This is a genomic window from Burkholderia sp. BC1 (genome assembly GCF_052683555.1).
In genome coordinates this window covers 20,108-42,659 of sequence record NZ_JBQYLP010000203.1, presented here as the reverse complement: position 1 = coordinate 42,659, position 22,552 = coordinate 20,108, and the positions used below count along the sequence as shown (strand labels likewise).

Sequence of the window (22,552 nt, the reverse complement as noted above, 5' to 3'; positions counted from 1 at the left end):
CCGTCAGACGCCCGCGAGCTTCAACCGGTTCGCGTGCGTGCGGATCATCGCGACCGGATCTTCCGCATACGCACCGCGCACGCCGAGCAACTGATTGATCTCGTCGAGATGATTCCATTTGAAGTTCGTGCCGAGCACCTGTCCGTACAGCGCGCTGCACTTCGACACGAGCCCGTCGTTTTGCCCCGAGCCGCGATTGATCATCACGGTGCCCGTGCCGAGCAGCGCGAGCGTCGACGCATCGAGTGCATTGGCCGGATCGATGACCGGAATCGTGCTCGTGTCGCTCGCGCCCGTGACGCCGAACGCCGAATTCGTCGGCTGAATCGCGGTGCCGGCCCACGAGTACAGCAGATGCGTATTGCCGCCGACGGTCTCCGTCGACGCACCGGTCGTGCAGCTGCCCGGTGCACCGAGACCCGCGCTCGGAAAGTTCCGGTTGTAGGTCGCGGCCTGCGCGGTCGTCAGCGTCGTCAGTGCGGCGAGCGCGTCCTGGTTCGTGTTGTGGCTGCTGCTCGTCAGGATGCCGAACACATTGACGAATGCGGCGATCACCGACGACGACAGCCCGGTCGGATCGTACGCGAGCACGCTCTGCACGAAGTCCGCGAACTCCGAGCCGCGATGCGGAGTGCCGATCGTCGTCACCGACGCGACGAGATCCGGCGCGACGGCCGCCACGTAGCGCGACGTGAGACCGCCCTGGCTATGGCCGATCAGGTTGACCTTCGTCGCGCCGGTCGCGGCGAGCACCTGCTTCACGTATGCGAGCAGCTGTTCGCCGCGTCCGTTCGGACCGTCGTCGCTCTGGAATCCAGACAGGTTCGCGACATACACCGTCGCGCCGTGCCGCTGCAGGTCTTCCTGGATGCCGTACCAGTACTCGAGCACGCCCGCGTACTTGTCCGTGCCCGTGAGCCCGTGCACGAGGACGATCGGATAGCGTGTCGCCGCGTAATCGTCGGCCGGCGCGATCGCGGCGAGCGCCGTGCGCGTCGTCGCGAGCGTCATCAACGCGGTCGTTCCCGCGAACGGCGCGGCGCTCATCGCGCACGCCACTGCTGCTGCCACCACCCTGGAACGCATCGATCTGGCCATGCATGTTCTCCTGATTATCGTGCTGCCGGTTCGAACGGAATCGAAGCGATGCAGCGCGCGCCCGAACGCGCCGCGCATCGAATGCCGGAGTGAATCACGACTCGGGAACGTTTGCGTGCCGACTAGATACGGTTCTCTAATCGCTTGACGCGCACGACGCGCGTCGGCGGGGGCACGCCGCAGCCCGCGCATGCTGCGTTCGCACACGCGGGCCGCGCACTACAGCTTCGCGCTGACGCGCACCCAGGCGGTGCGGCCCGGCTCGTTGACCGGCGCGTTCGCCGGATAGCCGAAGCCCGCATTGCCGGCGAGGTTCAGATGCTCGGCATAGGCCTTGTTCAGCAAGTTGTCGACGCCGACCGAGATCTGCACGGTCTTGCTCACGTTGTACTGCGCATGCAGCGACAGCACGCCGAAGCCCGCGCTCGGGCCGAAGTCCTTGCCGACCACGTTGCCCTCGTTCACCGCATAGCGATGCTGCGGCGCAACGACCCGCCACAAACCGCCGGCCGACCACGCGCCGCGCGTGTACTCCAGCCCGACGCGCGCCTCGAGCGGCGGCATCTGCGGCAACGGATCGCCGCTCGTCGCATTGCGCCCCCACGCGTACGCAACCGAGGTCTCGATACGCAGCGGTGCGACCGGCCGCCAGCCGACGCCGGCTTCGCCGCCCATGATCTGCGCGTTCACGTTGCTCGCCCGCGTCGTCGGACCCATCATGCCGCTCGCGTAGTCGAACAGGATGAAGTCCTGCACATAGCCTGCATAGGCGGAGACCCACGCGTCGAGCCGATCGCTCTTGTACTGCGCGCCGATGTCGAGCTGCGTCGTCTTCTCGGGTTGCACGGCCGAGAACGCGTTGACCGAACCGGCCGGGCCGCGTTTCGCGGAAAACAGCTCCCAGTAGTCCGGATAGCGCTCGGCATGGCCGATGCCCGCATACCAGGTCACGGGCAGCGACGCCAGGTCGCGCTCGTAGCGCAGGAAGCCGCTGGGCAGCACGCGCGCGCGATCGTCGTCGAACGTCGGATTCGGCCGGCTCGTCATCATGCCGCCCGTCGTCGCGCGCTTGTCACGCGCGCTCGCATAGTCGACACGCGCGCCGCCGATCACGCGCGCCGCCTCGCTCGCATACCACGTCAGTTCGCCGAACGCGCCGGCGTTCCACATCGTCGCCTGCGCGTCCCACGGCTGGTCGCCATAGTTCTGCCGCCCCATCGCGGCGCGCGAATCGAGCCGGTTCGATTGCGCGTCGACGCCCGTCACGAGCTTGAACGCGTCCCCGAATCGCCACGTCGCGGCCGCACGCGCGCCGAGCGTCCGACGCCGCACCTCGGACGCCATCCGCATCGGCATGCTGCTCGCCGGATCGGGCTGCCGCAGCGTGTAGTTGTCCATCACGTGATCGGCTTCGTTGTAGTAGACGCGCGCTTCGATCCGGTCGAGCACGTCGCCGAGATGCCGTTTGTCGAACGACAGGCCGAACGTGTCGCGGCGGAAGTGCGCGCCGTCCATCCCGCGCCCCGCATAGCGCGCGTAGCCGTCGCCGGTGCCGGCCGTCAGCTCGACGCGCGTGTGCGCGTCGGGCGTCCAGCCGAGCGCGGCATCGGCGTTCCATTTGTCCCATTGCGACGGCACCGTGCGGCCGTTGCCGTCGCGGTAGTCCTGCGCATGCGCGTGATTCGCGATGACGCGGCCGTAGAAATCGGGCGTGCCGGCCGTCACGTCGACGTTCTGGTCGTTGCGGCCGAACGATCCGCCGACGAGGCTGCCGTCGAAGCGCATGCCGGGCCGCTCGAAACGCGGCGTCGTGCGCTCGAACAGCACGGTGCCGGCCGATGCGCCGGGGCCGTACAGCACCGTCTGCGGCCCCTTCACGACCGTCACCTTGTCGTAGCTTTCCGGTGCGATATAGGAAGTCGGCGCGTCCATCCGGTTCGGACACGCGCCGAGCGTCGGCATCCCGTTCGCGAGCACGTTGAGCCGCGAGCCGAACATGCCGCGCAGTACCGGGTCGCCGTTCGTTCCGCCGCTGCGGATCGACGTGAAGCCGGGGATCGTCTTCAGGTAGTCGGCGCCGTCGCTCGCGGGCAGCGGCTGGCGCGGCGCCTTCGGATCGGTGACGACGACGAGCGGCGTCGACAACGGCGAAGCCACGACTTCGACGGGCGGCAACAGCATGCCCGGCGTGTCGGGCGGCACATCGGCGCGATGTGCGGGGGCGTCGGCGTCGGCCGCGGCGGCCGTCGCGCTCAGCACGCCGGCGGCCAGCGCGGGAACGGCAAGTTTCAGCATGCGCGGCGCGGGCCGCGCGCAGGCACTGCGCGACGCCGGCGGCGTGCGCAACGAAAAAATGGTCATGATCGAAAGCCCGAGTAGCGCCCTCCACGCGGCCGCAGCGGGCCGCACGGATTCGGCGGAAAGAAAAACGGAAGGTGCGCGTCAGGCGCGCTCGGGCGGTGCGCGCGGATACGCGTGCGGATAGCGGTCCGGATGCGTGGCATCGGCCTGCGGCGCGGCGACGAAAACGGACGAAGCGGGAACGGCAGCGAACGAGGCGGCCGACGCGCCGCCGATCGCGGGACTATGCGCGAAGAATCCGCAGTAGCCGCATGCGTCGAGCGACGCGCCATGCGCATGCGCGCCGCCTGCGTCGGACGACCGATGCGCACCGTGCTCGACGCTGCAGATCGTGACGTCGACCGCGCTCGCCTGCGCGACGCGCCACTGCGACACCAGCGGCGCGGCGATCGCGAACCAGATCGCGAATACGCCGAGCCAGGCGGTCAGGTGACGGTGTCGGTGCAGCATGCGCGGCGAGCGAGTAAGCGGAATGTAAAGACACGGGATGTTACCGAATGTCGGCGTCGATGGCCAGCCGCGCCGGGCCGCGCCGGGCCGCTCCGGGCCGCTCGGGGCCGTTAACGCAGCGGGGGCGCATCGTTGTCAACGCAACGATGCGCCCCCGTCGGAAGCTTGCACGTACGGCGCGACCGGATCAGGGCGCCATGCGCCGCAGCACGTCGTCGCGCTTGATGAAATGGTGATAGAGCGCGGCCAGCGCATGCAGGCCGATCACGAAGTAGAACGCATTGCCGATCAGCTCGTGCGCTTCCTTGATCGTCGGTCTCAGCGCCTTGTCGGGCCCGGACAGCGTGAACGACACGCCGAGCCAGTCGAGCGACACGGGCTTGCCGCCCAGGTTCACCATCATGATCCCGAGCAGCGGCTGCGCGATGATGAATACGTAGAGCGCGATATGCGCGAGCGTCGCGAGCCACTTCAGCAGCGCCGGCTGCGGAACGGGCGCCGGCGTGCGGCCGATCGCGCGCCACAGCACGCGCAGCACCGACAGCGCGAGCACCAGCGTGCCCGCCGTGAAATGCACGTTCATCCAGAACGCGCGGCTGTCGCTGCCTTTCGGTCCGCGGATTTCGATCGCGAGATACGCGAGCGCGACGAGCACGAAGATGACCCAGTGGAAGAAGATCGCGGGCTTGTTGTAGCGCACCTGTTGCGCGAGGATGTTTCTCATGCTCGTCTCGGTGTGATGGCGGGGATCGATGAAGGCGGCGGCCGGTACGGTGCCGCCGCGCTGGCATGATTGTAGCCGCACGCGTGTGCGGTTTCGCACGATCGTGTCAAATATCGCGCAGGTTCCGCGCGGCCCGCCTATGGAAAATCCGCATCGCGTGCGCGGTGCGCTGTGGCAGGATGGAGCTTTGATGTCGACGTCGTGCGCGCATCATGAGCAAAGCGTTCTTCGTTGCGGCCTACCGGCTGTTCGCCGCATTGCTTGCGGTGTCCACCACCGCGCACAGCATCGCCGACTACTGGAGCCTGCCGAGCTTTCATCTCGGCAACTACCTCAGCTATTTCACGCAATTGAGCAGCCTGTACGCGGCCGCGATGCTGGCCGTCGGGCTCGGGCACATCACGCGGCCCGGCTCGCCGCGCTACGAATCGATGCGCGGCGCCGCCGTGCTCTACGTACTGATCACCGCGATCGTCTACGAGCTGCTGCTCGCGCGTCTGGACGCGCTGCGCCACGTGACGCCCGCGTTCAACAACTGGGTGCTGCACCGGATCGTGCCGTTCGTGATGCTGTGCGACTGGCTGTACGTCGAGCCGCGCTCGCCGATCCCGCGCCGCAGCGCGTTCGTCTGGCTCGGCTTTCCGATCGTCTATCTCGGCTATACGCTCGTGCGCGGCGCGGTCGAAGACTGGTATCCCTATCCGTTCGTCGATCCGCGGCCGCACGGTTATCTGCCGGTCGCGATCCAGTGCTCGCTGATCGCGCTCGGCGCGGCTGCGCTCGCGCTCGGCATCCGCTGGGCCGGCAATCACGCGCGCCAGTCCGGCGCGGCGACGCTGAAGAGCGGATGATGCGCAACCGCACGTGTGCGCCGCGCGGCGCACACGACGCGGCGGCCGCTCAGCCGCCGTTGCGCGGCAGGAAGCCCATCGGATCGACGACCTTGCCGTTCTGCCGGACTTCGAACTCGAAGGTCGCGCGGCCGCTCGCGTCGGTGCCCATTTCGGCGACCGGCTGCCCGACGCGCACGGCGTCGCCTTCGTTGACGAGCAGCTTGTCGTTGTGCCCGTAGGCCGTGATGAGCCCGTTGTCGTGCTTCAGGATCACGAGCGGCCCGTAGGCCTTCACGCCCGAACCGGCGTAGACGACGCGGCCGTTCGCGGCCGCGCGCACCGTATGGTCGGGCCCCGATGCGGCGATCACGATGCCGCGCGTCTTGCCGCTCGAAAACGGCGTCGTCACGACGCCGGTCGCGGGCCACGCGAGCGTGCCGGGCTGCGCGGCGGCCGCGGACGGCGGCGGCGAAATCGACGTGGCGGCCGGCGGCGGCGCGACGCGCAGCACCTGACCGGGCGTCACCGCGTCGGTCGCGGCCATGTGATTCCAGCTCGCGACGTCCTGCACGCGCTGCCCGTACGCGCCGGCGATGCTCGCGAGCGTATCGCCCGGGTTCACGCGGTAGTAGCCGGCCAGCACGCCGGGCGTCGCGACCGACGCCGGTGTCGAGGCCCGCGGTGCCGGTTGCCAGGTGTCGGTCCACGGCGTCATCGTGCAGCCGCCGAGCGCGACGGCCGCCGCGAGGAAGGCGGCGTGCGGCAGCCAGCGCACCGCGGAATCGTGGATGGGAATCGTTTTTCTCAAGGTACCTCCCGGATTTGCGTCGTCGCGCCGCCCGCCGCCCTCCGGCGCGCGACGCACGATGTCCGGCCGACGGGCCGAACCAACCAGTATCCGACCGCGCTCTCAGCGATCGGTTTCCACTCCGGGACGTTGCGCCGAACCGGCCAGCCGAGCCTGTTTCGCGTCGTCCCGAGCGGCAAAGATACCATTTGTCGAGGTCGGCCCCGCGACAGCAGGCCGTTGCGCGGCGATTGCGCGCGGTCGCCGGCGCGTGCCGGCACGCGGCTGCGGCCGGCCTCCCGGCGCGTACGGCGGCCGCTGCGCGAGCGCCGCGCGCGCCGGTCAGCCGTCCGCACGGCCTATACTGCGATAGGCCGTCGTACGACAACGAGGAGATCAGGATGAATAACGCGACCTTTCTGTCCGTGCAGCTCAACGCCGACGATTTCGCCGGTGCGACCGGCATCGTCGAACGACTGAACCGCCATCTGCTGTCGGCCACCGACGTGGCCGAGGCGGCCGACGCCCTTGTCCAGCTCGCGAGCGTCGCGCGCCTGACGGCCGGGCCGCGCCACAGCGTCGAGCTGCCGGCCGTGGCGATCGAGCGGCTGCGCGATGCGCTCGACACGCTGAGCGGATATGACGAATCGTGGCTGCGCGTGCTGGAGCCGGCCGCCGCGCCGTTCATCGACCCCGCCCGCGGACGCCGGCCGCTGCACTGACGCGGCGCGCGCCCCAATGAAAACAGCCCCGGCTCCATGATGGAACCGGGGCTGTTGTTAACCGGGGACGGATCAGGCCGTCGACCGGCCCTTGTGCTTAGCGACCCTTGTAAACCGGTGCGCCGTCGGCGATGCGCTTGACTTGCCAGCCGGTCTTCGCCGCTGCCGGTGCGCCCGACTCTTGCTGGGCGGCCGGCTGTGCGCCGTAACCGGTCGTGTCGGCCGCAGCGACCGACTGTTGCGGGTTCAGACGCGCTTCCGCAGCCTGGATGCCTTCCGGATACGTGGTGCGGTCGCTGCCCAGCTTGTAGCCGGCCTGCTGGATCTGGACCAGCTCGGCCTTGACCTGAGCGCGCGTGACCGGCGCGTTTTGTTGGGCGAACGACACGGCGGGAACAGCGAGGACGGCAGCTGCGGCGAACGTTGCAATCAGCGATTTCATGATGACCTCCGGGATTTTTTTGCTCCGCCGCACACACCATGTCTGCAGCGATGGAACAGAGTTTAGTCCCGCGATCACCTAGGGAAAACCATGAAAGAACGAAAACACTGTTTCCCGGGAGCCAACAATCCCGGCATCTGAGATCGAAAAACCCTATTCAAGGAATAGAATTTTGCAATAATGCCGCCCTCGCCGCGCGTTACGACCAGTTCGCGTGGAAGCTGCCCGGCTTGTCGGTACGCTCGAACGTGTGCGCGCCGAAGAAGTCTCGCTGCGCCTGCACGAGGTTCGCGGGCAGCCGTTCGGAACGGTAGCTGTCGAAGTACGCGACCGCCGACGCAAACGCCGGCACCGGCACGCCGGCCTTCACCGCGGCGACGACCACGTCGCGCAGCGATGCCTGGTACTGCTCGGCGATGCCGCGGAAGTACGGGTCGAGCAGCAGGTTCGCGAGCGCCGGATCCTTCGCGTACGCGTCGGTGATCTTCTGCAGGAAGCGCGCGCGGATGATGCAGCCCGCACGGAAGATCTTCGCGATCGTCCCGAGATCGAGATTCCAGCCGTATTCCTCGGACGCGGTGCGCAGTTGCGCGAAGCCCTGCGCATACGAGATCACCTTGCTCAGATACAGCGCGCGGCGCACCGCTTCGATGAACGCGGCGCGATCGCCGTCGAACGGCGCGGCGGCCGGGCCCGACAGGATCTTGCTCGCCGCGACGCGCTCCGTCTTCAGCGACGACAGCACGCGCGCGAACACCGACTCGGTGATGAGCGGCAGCGGCACGCCGAGGTCGAGCGCGTTCTGGCTCGTCCACTTGCCGGTGCCCTTCTGCGCGGCGCGATCGAGGATCACGTCGACGAGATGCTTGCCCGTCTCGTCGTCCTTCTTGCCGAAGATCTTCGACGTGATCTCGATCAGATAGCTGTCGAGCTCGCCCTGGTTCCACTCGGTGTACACGGCGCCGAGTTCCTCGTTCGTGAGGCCCGCGACGTGCTTGAGCACCGCGTAGCTCTCGGCGATCAGCTGCATGTCGCCGTATTCGATGCCGTTGTGGACCATCTTCACGTAGTGGCCCGCACCGTCCGGGCCCATGTACGCGACGCAGGGCTCGCCGTCCGACGGCGCCTTCGCGGCGATCTGCTTGAGGATCGGCTCGACGAGGTCGTACGCGTCGCGCTGGCCGCCCGGCATGATCGACGGGCCGCGCAGCGCGCCTTCTTCACCGCCCGACACGCCGGTGCCGATGAAGTGCAGACCCGATTGCGCGAGTTCCTGATTGCGGCGGATCGTGTCGGTAAAGTGCGTGTTGCCGCCATCGATCAGCACGTCGCCCTTCTCGAGCAGCGGCTTCAGCGATGCGATCGTCGCATCGGTCGCTTCGCCGGCCTTGACCATCATCAGGATCCGGCGCGGCGTTTCGAGCGACGCGACGAATTCTTCGAGCGTGTAGGTCGGCACCAGATTGCGGCCGGGGAATTCGGCGATCAGTTCGTCGGTTTTCTCGCGGCTGCGGTTGTACACCGATACCGCGTAACCGCGGCTCTCGATATTGAGTGCGAGATTGCGGCCCATCACCGCGAGCCCGATCACACCGATTGCTTGTTTGCCCATTAGTCAATTCTCCGGAAAAAACGGGGCGCGACCCAAGCCGGATCGCGCACAGGCGAGAGCATAGTGGAAACCCGGCAGCGGTGCGCGCTTGCCCATCATTGGTCGGCACGCGGCACGCGCCGGAACACGACGCTCAGATTGTTGGCCGGCATCTCGACGACCTCGGTGCAGTCGAGCCCGAGATCGGCGCCGAGCGCGACGACCGTTTCGAGATCGCGGACGCCCCACGACGGGTCGCGGCTGCGCAACTGGAGGTCGAACGCGTCGTTCGACGGCGCCGTGTGGCGACCGCCGCGCCGGTACGGACCATACAGATACAGTACGCCGTCCGGCCGCAGCACGCGCGCGGCGCCGGCAAACAGCGCCTGCGCGCTCGCCCACGGCGAGATGTGAATCATGTTGATGCAGACGATCGCGTCGATCGGTGCGGCCGGCCACGCCGGGTCGCGCACGTCGAAGGCGAGCGGCGCGTCGACGTTCGCGACGCCCGTGTGCGCGATCCACGCAGCGATCGACTCGCGCGCGAGCGGGTCCGGATCGCTCGGCTGCCAGCGCAGCGCCGACAAGGCTTGCGCGAAATGGATGACGTGCTGACCGGTGCCGCTCGCGACTTCGAGCACGCGGCCGTGCGCCGGCAGCACGCGGCGCAGCACGTCGAGGATCGGGCCGCGATTGCGCTCGGCCGCCGGCGCGGACCGTCGGGCGGACGGATTCGTCGCGGGGTTCGGCGCGCTCACGATGCGTGCTCCGCGTCGTCGTGCCCGAACCCGAGCCCGAGCCGCGCGGTCAACGCCTCGAGCGCCGGCGCGCAGCGCGCTTCGACTTTCAGCGCGAGCATCGGATCGGCGCGCGTGCGGCCGAGGTTCAGCGCGGCGATCGGCTTGTGCTGCGCCTGCGCCCACAGGCAGAAGCGATAGCCGGAATACACCATCAGCGACGAGCCGACGACGAGCAGCGCATCGGCCGCATCGAGCGCCTGCGAAGCAAGCGCGACGCGCTCGCGCGGCACGTTTTCGCCGAAGAACACGACGGCCGGCTTCAACAGCCCGCCGCACGTCGGGCACGCGGGGACGCGAAACGTGTCGAGCGCCGACCATTCGAGGTGTGCGTCGCCGTCCGCGGCCGCGTCGGCCTGCACGCCGAGCAGCGCCGGATTGTCCGCCTCGAGCTGCGCCTGGATCGCCGCGCGCGCGTGATGCGCGCCGCAGTCGATGCACGTGACGCCGCGAATGCCGCCGTGCAGCTCGATCACGTCGACGCTGCCCGCGCGCTGATGCAGGCCGTCGACGTTCTGCGTGACGAGGCGCTCGATCCGCCCCGCGCGGCCGAGCCGGGCGAGCGCCGTGTGCGAGCGGTTCGGCTGCGCGCGGCCGACGACCGGCCAGCCGATCATGCTGCGCGCCCAGTAGCGGCGCCGCGCGGCGTCCGAGCCGAGGAATTCGTGCAGCTGGATCGGCGGCGAGCGCGTCCACTGGCCGTTGCGGTCGCGATAGCCGGGAATGCCGGAATCGGTACTGATGCCCGCGCCGGTCAGCACGAACAAGCGCGGATGACGTTCGACGAACGCGTGCAGCGCATCGAGCGCGGCCGGCTCGGCGGCGGCGACGGAGGGATCGGGGAAGTCGGTATCGTTCATGACGGGGCGGCGGAGCGCGCGTCGGCAGGCCGTGGACCGGCGCGATCGGCCGGCGCGCCAGCACATGATACCGAACGCCGCGCGATCGGGCAGGCCGTCGCCGCCGCAAAAAAAGACGCCCATTCGCCGGAGGCGGATGGGCGCTTCAACAATTGATCCATCGGGGTAGTGGATCAATTGGCCTTGCGACGGGATCGCGTGCGCGACGCGCGCGCCGGTGAGCGAGCGCCGGCGCGCACGCCGGCCTGCCGATCTGCGCGACGCGGACGGTGCGTCGACGAGTCCGGGAGACGGCAGGTGCGGCGATGACAGGCGCACGCGCGCGCGGCGCGCGCAGCACACGCGGGAATGACGGTTGCGGCGGCACGCGCGGCCATGGCGGTTCCTGCGGGTCGTCCCCGACGGCCGACCGGCACCCGTCGGCCTCGTGCGTCATACGTGCACGTTCAGAACGAACCCGTCGGTCCGGATGGAACGAAAGGGCCGCGCGCTACGTCGCCGCGATCGGCGGCGAGACGAAGGCGCGGGCAGGTCGGCGATTCATGTTTGCGACACGGTACGTGGCGATGCGATCTGTTTTCATTCTGTTGTCCCCGTCTCAGATGCGTCCGACCTCCTGAAGCGGCCGCCGTCGACAGTGCGGCGGCGATCGCGCTTGCGGCTCGTATCGACACGCAAGGAGCGCACCATGCTCGGCCGAGCAAGGCCGTGCGGCGTACGCAGCGGCATGCCGCGGCTACCGTGCGGCCAAGCGGCTCGCGAACGTTTCGAAACTGAAACGTGCGAGGGGCCGGTTCGATGCGCAACGGGCACTTCGCAGGAGCCGCGGCGTCGCGCGACGGCACTGCACGCGCGGGAAAGCGAGGTTGCATCGATGCACTGCGATCGATTTCCTTACGATTGGCCGACACGGCGCATGGCAGCGCACGCGCTTCTCGCATCGCGCCGCGCGGCCCCGCACATTTCGATCGGCCGCCGCAACGGACGGCGCATCGACATGCCGCGAACGGATGCCCGTCCACACAACGCAAGGCGCTACGCTCTGCGGCATCTGCGCATCGACGCGCGACACGTTAGCATTCGGCGACGGCGCAGCGCATGCCGACACGCGACCCGCGCGACGCTGCGCCACCAGTGCCACACGTACACGCGCGGCGCCCGCCCGCCGCCAACGAGGAAACGCCATGACTACGACCGCCCGCCCCCGCCCCGATATCGCGTCACGCGTCTTCGCCGCGGAACGGCTGTCGATCGGCCTGACGCTGCCGCTGCTGCGCAGCGGCGATATCGTCGCCGACTTCAACGAGCAGGTCGAACTGGCCGCGCTCGCCGACACGCTCGGCTTTCGCGCGCTATGGGTGCGCGACGTGCCGCTGAACAGCGCCGACTATCCGGATCCGGTCGGCCATCTCGATCCGTGGGTCTTGCTCGGCGCCCTCGCGTCCCGCACGCGCGACATCGCGCTCGCGAGCGGCGCGATCGTGCTGCCGCTGCGCCATCCGCTGCATATTGCGAAAGGCGCGTTGTCGGTGGCCACGCTGTCGCGCGGCCGCTTCATCCTCGGGCTCGGCTCCGGCGACCGGCCGCCCGAATATGCGGCGTTCTGCGTCGATGCCGACGCACGGCGCGAACGCTATCGCCGACACTGGGAAATCGTCGCGGCTGCGCTCGGAACGCCGTCGCGCGTGCTGCCCGACATCGCCGCGCCCGATGCACCCGAGTTCGTGCTGCTGCCCGATCGCGCCCATCCGGTATCGCTGCTCGCGGTCGGCTCGGGCGGACAAAGCGTCGACTGGATCGCGCGGCATTCGATCGGCTGGATGACGTATCACCGCGACCCCGACACGCAGCGCGCACGCCATTCGATGTGGCGCGCGGCCGTCGATCGGCTGCCGACGCCCGCCTTCCGTGCGTTCGGCGTGTCGATGCGGCTCGCGCTCGACGCGAATCCCGACGCGCAACCCGCCGCGCTGCCGCTCGGCTATTCGACGGGCCGACATGCGCTGACGGGCATTCTCGAAGCCATGCGCGCGGCCGGCGTTCATCACGTGACGCTGAACCTCGGCGCGGAACGCGCGGTGCGCGACGTGATGGAGGAACTCGCCGCGCACGTGCTGCCGGTCTTTCACGACGCGCAGTGGTGACCGTGCGGCGCGGCGCTCGACGACGGATCGCCGATGTGCCGTTGCCGTAGCGAATGCAGCGCGCGGTGCGCATCGTTCGCGGCTTGATCGAGCGCAACACCGCCCACGTCGCACGCTGATACGAAATCGCACGCCACAGGACCGCCACTTGCTCCCGTCGCACGCCGGAACTATTCGGTTCCGAACGCGATCATGTTAACTTCCGTCCATCGTCCAGCTCGGCGGGCTGCGTGCCGATGCGCGCCCGCATGCCACTCATGCGACATTTGCTCCTCGGCTGGCTGCTCGCCGCCTTCGTCACGGCCGTACAGGCCGCCACGCCCGCCCCCGCCGCCGCCTCGGCGGCATCTTCCGCCGAACCGGCGCTGACTCCACAGCAGGCGCGCCAGGCGCTCGCGGTGCTCGAGAGTCCGCGCGAACGCGAACAGGTCGAAACGACACTGCGCGCGATCGCCGCGGTCGGCGTACTCAGTGCACCGGCCGTACCGGCCAGCGCAGCGGCGCCGGCGAGCGGCGCGTCGTCGGCGGCCGCACCGGCCGCGCTGACGTCGAACGGCCTTGCGTCGATGCTCGTGCGGCAGGGTTCGCGCTGGGCCGTCGACATCGGCAACGCGCTGCGCGACTCGCTGCGCTCGCTGCTCGAGGTCGGATCGGTCGGCCGCTGGTGGCAGGACACGCTCGGGCGCACCGACGCGCGCACCGATCTCGCACGCTCGCTGGGACTGATCGTCGCGGTGCTCGTCCCGGCGCTCGTCGGCGAATGGCTCGTGCGGCGGCTGCTGCGCCGTGCGCTTGCCGGGCTGGCCGCACGCCGCGCCGGTGCGCCGCGCGATACAGCGTCGGACGACGATGCGCGCGCCGACGACGCAGCGCCGCCGCACGACACGCCGCCCCCCGATGCATCGGACGCGACTCAGTCGTCGTCGCGCGGGCGCGGGCACGCGCGCCGTCACACGACGCTGCTGCACCGGATGCCGCGCGCGATCGTGAGTCTCTTGCTGCGCTCGGTGCCGCTGCTCGTGTTCGTCGGCATCGCCGGGCTGATGATGTCGTTCGTCACCGACGACGGCACGCCGGTCGAGGCCGCACTCGGCGCGCTGATCGACATCTACGTGATCGGCCGGCTCGTGACGATCGTGAGCCGCCTGTTCTTCCAGCCCGACGCGCATCAGCTGCGGCTGCTGCACATCAGCGATGCGTGGGCCGCTTTCGCGCAGCGCTCGATTGCGCGGATCGTGATCGTCGTCGGCGCCTGCACGGCCGCGGTCGAGATCGCCGCGAACCTGGGGCTCACCGAAGCGGGTCACGTCGCGCTGCAGAAGGCCGTCGCGCTCGTCGCGCACGTGATGATCTCGGTGCTGATCCTGCAGTGCCGTCGCCCCGTTGCCGCGCGCATCCGCGCGATCGCGCACGACCGGCCGACGCTCGCCGCCGTCTGCAATGCGCTCGCGGACGCGTGGGCGCCCGTCGCCATATTTGTCGTGATGGCGCTGTGGTTCGTGTGGGCGCTCGACGTCCATAACGGCTACCGCGTGCTGATCGCGCTCGGCGGCCGCTCGATCGCGGTGCTGATCGGCATGCGCATGGTGTCGATCGTCGTGTTCGGCGCGCTCGCGCGGCTCTTCCACGAACGCGACGACGACCGCACGCTCGTCCATCTGCATGCGTACCGCTACTACCCGCTGCTGCGCCGCATCGTGTCGGCCGTGATCGCCATCGTGACGGTCGTGCTGCTGCTGCAGGTGTGGGGCGTGCCGGTGTTCCGCGCGTTCGAGAGCGGCACGATCGGCCATCGGCTCGCCTCGGCGCTCGTGACGATCGCGATCGCGGCCGCGGTCGCGCTCGTCGTCTGGGAAGCGGCGAACATCGCGATCGAGCGGCGGCTGCAGCGCTGGACGCGCGAAGGCAACCTCGTACGCGCCGCGCGGCTGCGCACCTTGCTGCCGATGCTGCGCACGCTGCTGTTCGTGATGATTGCGCTCGTCGTCGTGCTGACGGGCCTCAGCGAGATCGGCGTCAACGTCGGGCCGCTGCTCGCCGGCGCGAGCATCTTCGGCGTCGCGCTCGGCTTCGGCTCGCAAAAGCTCGTGCAGGATTTCATCACCGGCATCTTTCTGCTGATGGAGAACGCGATGCAGGTCGGCGACTGGGTGACGCTCGCCGGCGTGTCGGGCACCGTCGAATACCTGTCGATCCGAACCGTGCGGCTGCGCGGCGGCGACGGGTCGCTCTACACGATTCCGTTCAGCTCGGTGACGACGGTGAACAACACGAACCGCGGGCTCGGCAACGCGGCCGTCAAGGTCAGCATCGCGTACGGCGAGGACATCGACCGCGCGGTCGCGACGCTAAAGGAAATCGGCGCCGCGCTGCGCGACGATCCGCAGTATCGCGACGGCATTCTGTCGGACTTCAGCTACTGGGGCGTCGATCAGGTCGACGGCGCGGCGATCGCGTTGGCCGGGCAGATGCAGTGCCGCGATTCCGCGCGCTGGGGCGTGCAGCGCGAATTCAACCGCCGCATCGCGCAGCTGTTCCGCGAACGCGGCATCCGAATTGCCGATCCGCAGCGCAGCCTCGTCGCGTATGCGGCCGGCTCGCGGCGCGAAGATGAAGGCGATGGCGATCTCGATGGCGGCGTCGGCGCCGCTCGGCAACGCAGCGATGAAAACGGCGGCGACGAACGCGCCGCACCCGACGGCGCGACCGGACAGCCGCCGGTCGATTCGTCGACGCCGGCGCCCAAGCCGGCGCAATAGCGCGGCCCGCTAGCACGTCGGCTGCGCGTCGGCGCATCGCGCGTTAGGTCGCGTCCGGCTTCTTCGCGCGTCGCGCACGCGTCGATGCACGCGGCGCGTCGGCGGCGGCCGGCGCAGCGGCCTCACGCTTTCCCGCACGCTTCGCCGGCGTGCGCGTGCACCGCTCGTGCGCGCCGCGCAGTGCGTCCGCCGCGCCGCGCTGCGCATGCCACTGCTGCAAGAGCAGACGCGTCTGGTCGGCCACCGTCTCGCCGAGCAGCGCCGCGCGCGGCGCATCGAACGACTCCCACCCGAGCAGTTGCAGCGCCGAGCGCTGCGCGACATGGAACACCGTCAGCTGGCCGAACAGGCTCAGCGCGCGCAGGCGCGTCACGGGATCGTCGACGGGCCGTCCGGAAATCCGCGCGATCAGTTCGGTGGCCACGTCGTTCAACGGCTTGCGCATGCGCTTCAGCAGGATCTCGCTCGCGCTCGCCGGCTCCTGGCCGTTCTGTTCGCGCGCGAAGAACATCCGCTGGTTCAGCGTCTTCGGCACCGTGAACATTCGCTGCGCGAGCGCCGTCAGGATGTCGACGAACGCGTCGATCAGCGTGTCGGCGTCCGCATCGGCATCGAGCGCCGCACGCGCCTGCGCGACGGCGGGCCCGAACACCGCCCAGCCGAGTTCGGCGATCGATTCCACGCACGCGCGGTACACGCCTTCCTTGTTCTCGAAGTAGTACTGCAGCGCGGGCGCGTTCACGCCGGCCTTCGCCGCGATGTCCCGTGTCGATGCGCCCGCGAATCCGCGCTCGCCGAACAGTTCGATCGCGGCCTCGATGATCCGCTGACGCGTTTCGTCGCCGCGCGCATACCCGCCGGTCGACGTACGCCGCAGCTTCTTCGCTTCGCTCATGCCTTCCTCGTCACTCGATCGATCGACATTCTACTTGACACATTTTTATCAACTGGAATAATTCTTCCGCTCGGAATAAATTGGATCCTACATGTCGACGCCGCAAGACCCGCCACAGAAAGCAGATCGTCAGGAAAACGGAACAACGCCGCGCAACGGCGTCTCGAAGCGGCGCATCCTGCTCGCGATTGCCGTGCTCGCGGCAATCGGCGGCGCCGTCTGGTTCGGCCGCTGGTGGACCGTCGGCCGCTTCATCGAAAGCACGAACGACGCCTATCTGCAGGCGGACAGCATGACGGCCGCACCGAAAGTCGCCGGCTACGTGACCGACGTGTACGTGCGCGACAACCAGCCGGTGAAGGCCGGCGATCCGCTCGTGCGGCTCGACGTCCGCCCGTACCAGGTCGCGCTCGATCAGGCGAACGCGACCGTCGACGCACGCCGCGCGGACATCGCGCGCGCGGAGGCCGAGATCAGCCAGCAGCGCGCGAATCTCGAACAGGCGCAGGCGCAGGCGAAGGTCTCGCAGATCAACGCACGGCATGCGAGCGACGAATACGCGCGGTACGCGCCGCTCGCGGCGACCGGTGCGGAGACGCACGAGCGCGTCGCCGAGCTGAAGAGCGCGCGCGACCAGGCGCTCGCGACGCTCGCCGCGAACGATGCCGCGATCGCCGCCGCGCGCACGCAGATCGCGTCGTTCGGCGCGCAGCTGCAGCAGGCGCGCGCGCAGCTCGAGGCCGCGCAGGCGAGCGCCGCGCAGTCGCGGCTCGACCTCGACAACACGATCGTGCGCGCGACGCTCGACGGGCGTGTCGGCGACCGCACGGTGCGCGTCGGCCAGTACGTGCAGCCCGGCACGCGGCTGCTGACGGTCGTGCCGGTCGATGCGATCTATCTCGTCGCGAACTTCAAGGAAACGCAGATCGGCCGCATGCGTGTCGGCCAGCCGGTCGAACTGCATGTCGATGCGCTGCCGGACGATACGCTGTCGGGCGTCGTCGACAGCTTCGCACCGGGCACCGGCGCGCAGTTCGCGCTGCTGCCGCCGGAGAATGCGACCGGCAACTTCACGAAGATCGTGCAGCGTGTGCCGGTGCGCATCCGCATCGCACCGAACGAGCGCGCGCGGCACATGCTGCTGCCGGGGCTGTCGGTGACGGTCGACGTCGACACGCGCTCGGCGCGCAACGAGAACCGTCATGGCTGAGCCGACTGCCACCGTGCCGCCCGCGCCGCCGCATGAAGGCCGCGCGAGCGTGACCGACTGGATCGCCGTCGCGGCCGGCGCGCTCGGTGCGTTGATGGCGACGCTCGACATCTCGATCACGAACTCCGCGCTGCCGCAGATCCAGGGCGAAATCGGCGCGACGGGCACCGAAGGCACGTGGATCTCGACCGGCTACCTGATGTCCGAGATCGTGATGATCCCGCTCGCCGCGTGGCTCACGCGCGTATTCGGGCTGCGCAACTTCCTGCTCGTGAATTCCGCGCTGTTCATCGCGTTCTCGATGATGTGCGGCTGGTCGCATTCGCTCGCGATGATGGTCGTCGGCCGCATCGGCCAGGGCTTCACCGGCGGCGCGCTGATCCCGACCGCGCAGACGATCATCCGCACGCGGCTGCCGCTGTCGCAACTGCCGGTCGGGATGACGCTGTTCGGCCTGATCGTGCTGCTCGGCCCGCTGTTCGGCCCCGTGCTCGGCGGCTGGCTCGCGGAGAACGTGAGCTGGAGCTGGTGCTTCTTTCTGAATCTGCCGGTATGCCTGCTGCTGATGGCGCTGCTCGTGTTCGGGCTGCCGTCGGACCGGCCGCAGTGGAGCACGTTCTTCAACGCCGACTGGCTCGGCATCGCGGGCCTCGCGATCGGGTTGAGCTCGCTGACGGTCGTGCTCGAGGAAGGCCAGCGCGAACGCTGGTTCGAATCGCAGATGATCGTCACGCTGAGCTACGTGTCGCTCGCGGGGATGATCCTGATCGCGCTGTCGCAACGTTTCGCGAAGCGGCCGATCATGCGGCTGTCGCTGATGCGCAATCCGCGCTACGCGAGCGTGATCGTGATCGTGTCGGCGGTCGGCGCGGGGCTGTACGGCGTGTCGTATCTGCTGCCGCAGTTCCTCGCGATCGTCGCGGGCTACAACGCGGAACAGGCCGGCTCGATCATGCTGCTCTCCGGGCTGCCCGCCTTTCTCGTGATGCCGATCCTGCCGCGGCTGCTCGGCAAGGTCGACTTCCGCATCCTCGTCATCTCCGGCCTGCTGCTGTTCTGCCTGAGCTGCATGCTCGACATCGATCTGACCGCGCAGAGCGTCGGCCACGATTTCGTCTGGTCGCAGCTGATTCGCGGCGTCGCGCAGATGCTCGCGATGATGCCGCTGAACCAGGCGTCGATGGCGGCCGTCGCGCGCGAGGACTCGGGCGACGCGGCGGGCCTCTACAACATGGCGCGCAATCTCGGCGGCTCGATCGGGCTCGCGATCATCGGCACCGTGATCGACCGGCGCACGACGTTCCATACGGCCGCGTTGCGCGAGGCGGTCACTGCCAACGCGTCGATCGGGCAGGAGCGATTGTCGGCGTACGCCGCGAACTGGTTTGCGCAGACCGGCGACCTCGCCTATTCGAAAATGCGCGCGCTCGGTCAGCTCGCGCAGCAGATCCAGATACAGGCCGTCGTGATGACCTATTCCGAAACCTTCTACCTGCTGGGACTCGCGCTGCTCGCCTGCGTGCCGCTCGCGCTGCTGCTGAAGACGCCGCGCACGCCGCAGCCGATGTCGTCCGGCCACTGAACCCGCGATGAAGCCTCTCTTCCCGCCCCGCCGCCCCGCGCTCGCGCTCTGCACGGCCGCGTGCCTGCTCGCCGGCTGCACGGTCGGCCCCGACTACCGCGGTGCACCCGCCGCGCCCGACACGCCGACCTTCGTCCGCGCGCCGGCCACCGGCATCGACGCGGGCGCACCCGCGCCGAGCGCATGGTGGCATGCGCTGCACGATCGCCAGCTCGACGCACTGATCGCCGCCGCGCTCGCGCACAATCCGGATCTGCATGCCGCACAGGCGCGATTGCGTGCCGCGCGCGCGCAGCTCGCGCAGCAGCGCGCGGCCGAACTGCCGAAGGCGTCCGCCACGGTCGCGGCGATCCGCATGCGCGAGCCCGACGTCAGTACACTCGGCGCGCTGTTGCCGTCGAACGGGTCGGGCCAGTCGGGCAGCGCGCCGGCGACGCTCGGCACGGGCCCGCTGCAGCTCTATTCGGCCGGCTTCGACGCGACCTGGGAAATCGATCTGTTCGGCGGCACGCGGCGCGCAGTCGAGGCGGCGTCCGCGCAGGCCGACGCGGTCGACGCGGATCTGGCCGACACGCAGGTGTCGATCGCGGCCGAAGTCGCGACCGCGTACGTCGATCTGCGCGACCGCCAGCAGCGTCTCGCGCTGTCGCGCCGCACGGCCGAACTGCAGCAGCAGATGCTCGCGCTCACGCAGCAACGCCGTGCGCGCGGCGTCGCGGCCGACGCAGACATCGAGCGGCTGACCACGCAGGTCGAGAACACGCGCGCGTCGCTGATTCCGCTCGATGCGCAGGTCACCGAATCGCTCGACCGGCTCGCGATCCTGACCGGCCGCGAGCCGGGCGCGCTCGATGGCGAACTGTCGACCGACGAGGCGTCGTTGCCGACGCTGCCCGCCTCGGTGCCGGTCGGCGATCCGGCCGCGCTGCTCAAGCGCCGCCCGGACATTCGCGCGGCCGAGCGGCGGCTTGCGTCGAGCAATGCGCAGATCGGCGAGCATATCGCCGACTATTTTCCGAAGGTGACGCTGCTCGGCGATATCGGCTTCAGCGCGACCGATCCCGCCCATCTGTTCCGCAAGCAGAATGCGTCGTGGATCGGCGCGCCGTATCTGCAGTGGAACATTCTCGATTTCGGCCGCACGCGCGGCGCCGTGCGGGCGGCCGAAGCGTCGCGCGACGAAGCCGATGCGAACTACCGGAAGGCCGTGCTCCGCGCGCTGCAGGACGCGAATACCGCGCTGCAGCGCTACGGGCACCAGCGCGAGCATGTCGTCGCGCTGACCAAGGTGCAGGCATCGGCCACGCATTCGGCGACGCTGATGAGCGAGCGCTATCGTGCGGGCGTCGCATCGATGATCGATCTGCTCGATACGCAGCGCGAATCGCTCGCGGCCCGGCAGAACGTGATCGCGGCGCAGGCGGAGCTGATCAAGGACTACGTGTCGGTGCAGAAAAGTCTCGGGCTCGGCTGGCAGGCGGCCGACGCGTAACGCGTCGGTCGCATAGGTGTCGCCGGCCGGTCGCGGCAGGCGCGGAGACAGGACGGCGACACGGATTCGGCACGGCGGGATTCAGCACGGCGGGATTCGGCTTCGGCACGGCGCCGTTCGCCCCGGCGCGAGCCCGACGCGCGTTCGCGACAGCGCGCGCCGCTCCCGAACCGCCCGATACACGGGCCCCCGAAGCGCTTCGCGACACCGCGACGCCTTTTTGCCGCACAGGACGACGCGCCATTCGCATCGGTAGCTTCCCTGATCCGCATCCGCGCGCATACCGATATGATGCGCGTACGCATCGCCGGCGCTTCCCTCCACTCGAACGAGGAGCACAGATGACCCGTGCCTACACGTACCGCGGCTACACGATCGACGTCGACTGCGAGTTCAGGCTCGACGACACGCCGGACGCCGACACGATGGACGACGCGCGCTTCGGTTTCGTCGCGGTCGTCCAGGTCCGCGCCGTCGACACGCCGTCGCGCGTGCTCGCGCCGATCCGCCTCGCGGACGACGGCGGGCGGCTGTTCACCGACAGCCTCGCGGCAGTGCGCGCGGGCCGGACCGCGGGCGAGATCCTCGTCGACGACTTGCTGATCGGCGCGTGTGCGGCAGACCGGGCGGCACGCGGCTGAACGGCCGCGTCGGTCAATACTGGCGCTTTCGCCGCAATTCGCGTGTGGAATAGACGGTGAGGAAGATGCCGAGCATCGCCACACCGTACGCGACGAAGTCGTTGCCGACGGCCGCGCCGTGCGGCACACCGCGGAAGAGATCGAGACTTAATCCGCTCACTGCGAGCAGCAATCCTGCGGCCACACCCCATGCGGCACCCGTGGTCTTCCCGTTTATATTTTTCATACGACATCCATCGGCAAACGTTAGCGGCGGCGCGGTTGCGAGCGGCGCACCACCGAGATCGGGATCGACTATATCCGCTAACCAATCGGCCGCGGTTAAGTGCTTTTCCCAATAACGGATTGTGAATGGATGCGCTGTCACGCGCCGCCGCGCGTGGCACGCAGGTGTGGATCGCGTTGCGCGATTCGTCAGACTTCAGGTTGGCGGGCGCACGCCGACGGCGCGGGACTGCACGCGTCGTAGCGCGCGAGCGCCAGTTGCTCGACGTAGTCGCACGCGGACAGCTCCGAATCGAAGGACGCCCCGTTCGCATGCCGGATCGAATCCAGATAGGCGACGTCGATCGCACTGCCGCCCTCCGAACGCGTCGTCACGCGCATGCGTCCGACATAGCCCGCGACTTCTCCGGTTTCGTGCCGAACCGCGATCGCGGTAATGAAGACTCTGTATATCCCGATGGCAAGAATACGTGGCATCCCGCGCCCTCCTCCGGCGGAGCGTAGCACGGGCGTTGCGCGAGAAGGCTCGGGGGATGTCCCGATTTGCGGCGCGATGCCGCTCGCGTTCGATCGCTCAGCGAGATCGCAGCCGCTCGAGCTGCTCGATCGACGTCGACACGACGTCGACGACGTGTTGAGCGATGTCCTCGTCGGACATTCCCGATTCCACGTACTGCCGGATACTCATCGTGCGCGGACGATGCGAACGATGATCTTCGTCGACGATGTAAATCTTTGCCGTCGATTCGTCGGGCAGCACGATGACCTGGACAGTTTTACCGCGGACGAGTGCCTGCATGCACAGGGTGGACATATCGGATCTCCGTTTCCGTTGCCGCGTTCTCGAATGACAATGATAGGTTCGGGAATCAGTATGCCCCTCTTCCCGGTCATTCATTATTGATTGGAAACAATAGATCGCAATAGGGGCTTTCAACG

General features: G+C 68.9%; 21 protein-coding genes. 8 read left to right on the top strand and 13 right to left on the bottom strand.

All coding sequences use genetic code 11. The annotated features are described in order from the left end of the window. Positions 1 to 3: 3 nt before the first annotated feature. The 4 genes from ACSHSS_RS31465 to ACSHSS_RS31450 form a co-directional block, all read right to left on the bottom strand. On the bottom strand, positions 4 to 1,098 hold the full coding sequence (locus ACSHSS_RS31465) for an esterase/lipase family protein (RefSeq protein WP_043280335.1): 1,095 nt from the start codon (positions 1,096 to 1,098) through the stop codon (positions 4 to 6). A 219-nt stretch (positions 1,099 to 1,317) separates the two neighbouring features. Continuing rightward, the gene (locus ACSHSS_RS31460; RefSeq protein ID WP_445546090.1) at positions 1,318 to 3,459 is read right to left on the bottom strand and encodes a TonB-dependent copper receptor; all 2,142 of its coding nucleotides are present in this window, start codon (positions 3,457 to 3,459) and stop codon (positions 1,318 to 1,320) included. Positions 3,460 to 3,540: 81 nt separating this feature from the next. Beyond that, complete coding sequence (locus tag ACSHSS_RS31455; RefSeq protein WP_105782464.1) at positions 3,541 to 3,909, bottom strand: DUF2946 domain-containing protein; 369 nt, start codon at positions 3,907 to 3,909, stop codon at positions 3,541 to 3,543. A 187-nt stretch (positions 3,910 to 4,096) separates the two neighbouring features. Then, positions 4,097 to 4,633, bottom strand: coding sequence for a cytochrome b (locus ACSHSS_RS31450; RefSeq protein WP_445546089.1), 537 nt, complete (start codon positions 4,631 to 4,633; stop codon positions 4,097 to 4,099). 212 nt (positions 4,634 to 4,845) lie between these two features. On the opposite strand from ACSHSS_RS31450, the gene ACSHSS_RS31445 reads away from it, so the two are divergent. Further along, complete coding sequence (locus ACSHSS_RS31445) at positions 4,846 to 5,484, top strand: Pr6Pr family membrane protein (protein ID WP_445546088.1); 639 nt, start codon at positions 4,846 to 4,848, stop codon at positions 5,482 to 5,484. Between the two features lie 49 nt (positions 5,485 to 5,533). Here the strand turns inward: ACSHSS_RS31445 and ACSHSS_RS31440 are convergent, their stop codons facing one another. Beyond that, the gene (locus ACSHSS_RS31440) at positions 5,534 to 6,274 is read right to left on the bottom strand and encodes a peptidoglycan DD-metalloendopeptidase family protein (protein ID WP_035954286.1); all 741 of its coding nucleotides are present in this window, start codon (positions 6,272 to 6,274) and stop codon (positions 5,534 to 5,536) included. A gap of 380 nt (positions 6,275 to 6,654) precedes the next feature. Here ACSHSS_RS31440 and ACSHSS_RS31435 point away from each other — a divergent pair, with 380 nt between their 5' ends. Then, complete coding sequence (locus tag ACSHSS_RS31435; RefSeq protein ID WP_006404062.1) at positions 6,655 to 6,975, top strand: hypothetical protein; 321 nt, start codon at positions 6,655 to 6,657, stop codon at positions 6,973 to 6,975. Positions 6,976 to 7,072: 97 nt separating this feature from the next. Here ACSHSS_RS31435 and ACSHSS_RS31430 read toward each other — a convergent pair whose 3' ends face one another. From ACSHSS_RS31430 to ACSHSS_RS31415, 4 genes are all read right to left on the bottom strand, one after another. Beyond that, entirely contained in the window at positions 7,073 to 7,417 is a 345-nt protein-coding gene (locus ACSHSS_RS31430; protein WP_006399511.1) for a DUF4148 domain-containing protein, read from the bottom strand. A 199-nt stretch (positions 7,418 to 7,616) separates the two neighbouring features. Next, complete coding sequence (gndA, locus tag ACSHSS_RS31425) at positions 7,617 to 9,029, bottom strand: NADP-dependent phosphogluconate dehydrogenase (protein WP_006399510.1); 1,413 nt, start codon at positions 9,027 to 9,029, stop codon at positions 7,617 to 7,619. 95 nt (positions 9,030 to 9,124) lie between these two features. Next, positions 9,125 to 9,766: a DUF938 domain-containing protein gene (locus ACSHSS_RS31420; protein ID WP_445546087.1), complete on the bottom strand. Its 642-nt coding sequence runs from the start codon at positions 9,764 to 9,766 to the stop codon at positions 9,125 to 9,127. Next, complete coding sequence (locus ACSHSS_RS31415) at positions 9,763 to 10,665, bottom strand: NAD-dependent protein deacetylase (protein WP_445546086.1); 903 nt, start codon at positions 10,663 to 10,665, stop codon at positions 9,763 to 9,765. The genes ACSHSS_RS31420 and ACSHSS_RS31415 overlap by 4 nt, the downstream gene beginning before the upstream one ends. 1,184 nt (positions 10,666 to 11,849) lie before the next feature. Between ACSHSS_RS31415 and ACSHSS_RS31410 the strand changes: the two genes are divergently transcribed. Further along, entirely contained in the window at positions 11,850 to 12,809 is a 960-nt protein-coding gene (locus tag ACSHSS_RS31410; RefSeq protein WP_445546085.1) for a TIGR03571 family LLM class oxidoreductase, read from the top strand. A gap of 257 nt (positions 12,810 to 13,066) precedes the next feature. Then, a complete protein-coding gene (locus tag ACSHSS_RS31405) occupies positions 13,067 to 15,568 on the top strand; it encodes a mechanosensitive ion channel domain-containing protein (protein ID WP_445546084.1) in 2,502 nt (833 codons plus the stop codon). Positions 15,569 to 15,611: 43 nt separating this feature from the next. Here the strand turns inward: ACSHSS_RS31405 and ACSHSS_RS31400 are convergent, their stop codons facing one another. Next, on the bottom strand, positions 15,612 to 16,463 hold the full coding sequence (locus ACSHSS_RS31400; RefSeq protein WP_445546083.1) for a CerR family C-terminal domain-containing protein: 852 nt from the start codon (positions 16,461 to 16,463) through the stop codon (positions 15,612 to 15,614). 91 nt (positions 16,464 to 16,554) lie between these two features. On the opposite strand from ACSHSS_RS31400, the gene ACSHSS_RS31395 reads away from it, so the two are divergent. From ACSHSS_RS31395 to ACSHSS_RS31380, 4 genes are all read left to right on the top strand, one after another. Then, positions 16,555 to 17,673 (top strand): HlyD family secretion protein, encoded by a 1,119-nt coding sequence (locus tag ACSHSS_RS31395; RefSeq protein WP_048803881.1) that lies wholly within the window; start codon positions 16,555 to 16,557, stop codon positions 17,671 to 17,673. Next, entirely contained in the window at positions 17,666 to 19,255 is a 1,590-nt protein-coding gene (locus ACSHSS_RS31390) for an MDR family MFS transporter (protein ID WP_445546082.1), read from the top strand. Before ACSHSS_RS31395 ends, ACSHSS_RS31390 begins: the two co-directional genes overlap by 8 nt. Before the next feature lie 7 nt (positions 19,256 to 19,262). Further along, a complete protein-coding gene (locus ACSHSS_RS31385) occupies positions 19,263 to 20,747 on the top strand; it encodes an efflux transporter outer membrane subunit (protein ID WP_445546081.1) in 1,485 nt (494 codons plus the stop codon). 341 nt (positions 20,748 to 21,088) lie between these two features. Then, a complete protein-coding gene (locus tag ACSHSS_RS31380; RefSeq protein WP_006414533.1) occupies positions 21,089 to 21,388 on the top strand; it encodes a hypothetical protein in 300 nt (99 codons plus the stop codon). Positions 21,389 to 21,401: 13 nt separating this feature from the next. Here the strand turns inward: ACSHSS_RS31380 and ACSHSS_RS31375 are convergent, their stop codons facing one another. The 3 genes from ACSHSS_RS31375 to ACSHSS_RS31365 all read right to left on the bottom strand — a co-directional run bounded on the left by ACSHSS_RS31375 (position 21,402) and on the right by ACSHSS_RS31365 (position 22,427). Further along, on the bottom strand, positions 21,402 to 21,614 hold the full coding sequence (locus ACSHSS_RS31375) for a hypothetical protein (RefSeq protein WP_043281124.1): 213 nt from the start codon (positions 21,612 to 21,614) through the stop codon (positions 21,402 to 21,404). Positions 21,615 to 21,802: 188 nt separating this feature from the next. Beyond that, the gene (locus tag ACSHSS_RS31370) at positions 21,803 to 21,988 is read right to left on the bottom strand and encodes a hypothetical protein (RefSeq protein ID WP_230623182.1); all 186 of its coding nucleotides are present in this window, start codon (positions 21,986 to 21,988) and stop codon (positions 21,803 to 21,805) included. Positions 21,989 to 22,187: 199 nt separating this feature from the next. Continuing rightward, a complete protein-coding gene (locus ACSHSS_RS31365) occupies positions 22,188 to 22,427 on the bottom strand; it encodes a hypothetical protein (RefSeq protein ID WP_006399493.1) in 240 nt (79 codons plus the stop codon). Positions 22,428 to 22,552 lie beyond the last annotated feature (125 nt).

What these genes read in the sequence shown, in the direction of transcription:
- ACSHSS_RS31465 (WP_043280335.1), bottom strand. Translation starts at nt 1,098, where the DNA reads ATGGCCAGATCGATGCGTTCCAGGGTGGTGGCAGCAGCAGTGGCGTGC.
- ACSHSS_RS31415 (WP_445546086.1), bottom strand. Translation starts at nt 10,665, where the DNA reads ATGAACGATACCGACTTCCCCGATCCCTCCGTCGCCGCCGCCGAGCCG.
- ACSHSS_RS31405 (WP_445546084.1), top strand. Translation starts at nt 13,067, where the DNA reads ATGCGACATTTGCTCCTCGGCTGGCTGCTCGCCGCCTTCGTCACGGCC.
- ACSHSS_RS31435 (WP_006404062.1), top strand. Translation starts at nt 6,655, where the DNA reads ATGAATAACGCGACCTTTCTGTCCGTGCAGCTCAACGCCGACGATTTC.
- ACSHSS_RS31380 (WP_006414533.1), top strand. Translation starts at nt 21,089, where the DNA reads ATGACCCGTGCCTACACGTACCGCGGCTACACGATCGACGTCGACTGC.
- ACSHSS_RS31395 (WP_048803881.1), top strand. Translation starts at nt 16,555, where the DNA reads ATGTCGACGCCGCAAGACCCGCCACAGAAAGCAGATCGTCAGGAAAAC.
- ACSHSS_RS31390 (WP_445546082.1), top strand. Translation starts at nt 17,666, where the DNA reads ATGGCTGAGCCGACTGCCACCGTGCCGCCCGCGCCGCCGCATGAAGGC.
- ACSHSS_RS31430 (WP_006399511.1), bottom strand. Translation starts at nt 7,417, where the DNA reads ATGAAATCGCTGATTGCAACGTTCGCCGCAGCTGCCGTCCTCGCTGTT.
- gndA (WP_006399510.1), bottom strand. Translation starts at nt 9,029, where the DNA reads ATGGGCAAACAAGCAATCGGTGTGATCGGGCTCGCGGTGATGGGCCGC.
- ACSHSS_RS31445 (WP_445546088.1), top strand. Translation starts at nt 4,846, where the DNA reads ATGAGCAAAGCGTTCTTCGTTGCGGCCTACCGGCTGTTCGCCGCATTG.
- ACSHSS_RS31450 (WP_445546089.1), bottom strand. Translation starts at nt 4,633, where the DNA reads ATGAGAAACATCCTCGCGCAACAGGTGCGCTACAACAAGCCCGCGATC.
- ACSHSS_RS31455 (WP_105782464.1), bottom strand. Translation starts at nt 3,909, where the DNA reads ATGCTGCACCGACACCGTCACCTGACCGCCTGGCTCGGCGTATTCGCG.
- ACSHSS_RS31385 (WP_445546081.1), top strand. Translation starts at nt 19,263, where the DNA reads ATGAAGCCTCTCTTCCCGCCCCGCCGCCCCGCGCTCGCGCTCTGCACG.
- ACSHSS_RS31365 (WP_006399493.1), bottom strand. Translation starts at nt 22,427, where the DNA reads ATGTCCACCCTGTGCATGCAGGCACTCGTCCGCGGTAAAACTGTCCAG.
- ACSHSS_RS31400 (WP_445546083.1), bottom strand. Translation starts at nt 16,463, where the DNA reads ATGAGCGAAGCGAAGAAGCTGCGGCGTACGTCGACCGGCGGGTATGCG.
- ACSHSS_RS31410 (WP_445546085.1), top strand. Translation starts at nt 11,850, where the DNA reads ATGACTACGACCGCCCGCCCCCGCCCCGATATCGCGTCACGCGTCTTC.
- ACSHSS_RS31460 (WP_445546090.1), bottom strand. Translation starts at nt 3,459, where the DNA reads ATGACCATTTTTTCGTTGCGCACGCCGCCGGCGTCGCGCAGTGCCTGC.
- ACSHSS_RS31375 (WP_043281124.1), bottom strand. Translation starts at nt 21,614, where the DNA reads ATGAAAAATATAAACGGGAAGACCACGGGTGCCGCATGGGGTGTGGCC.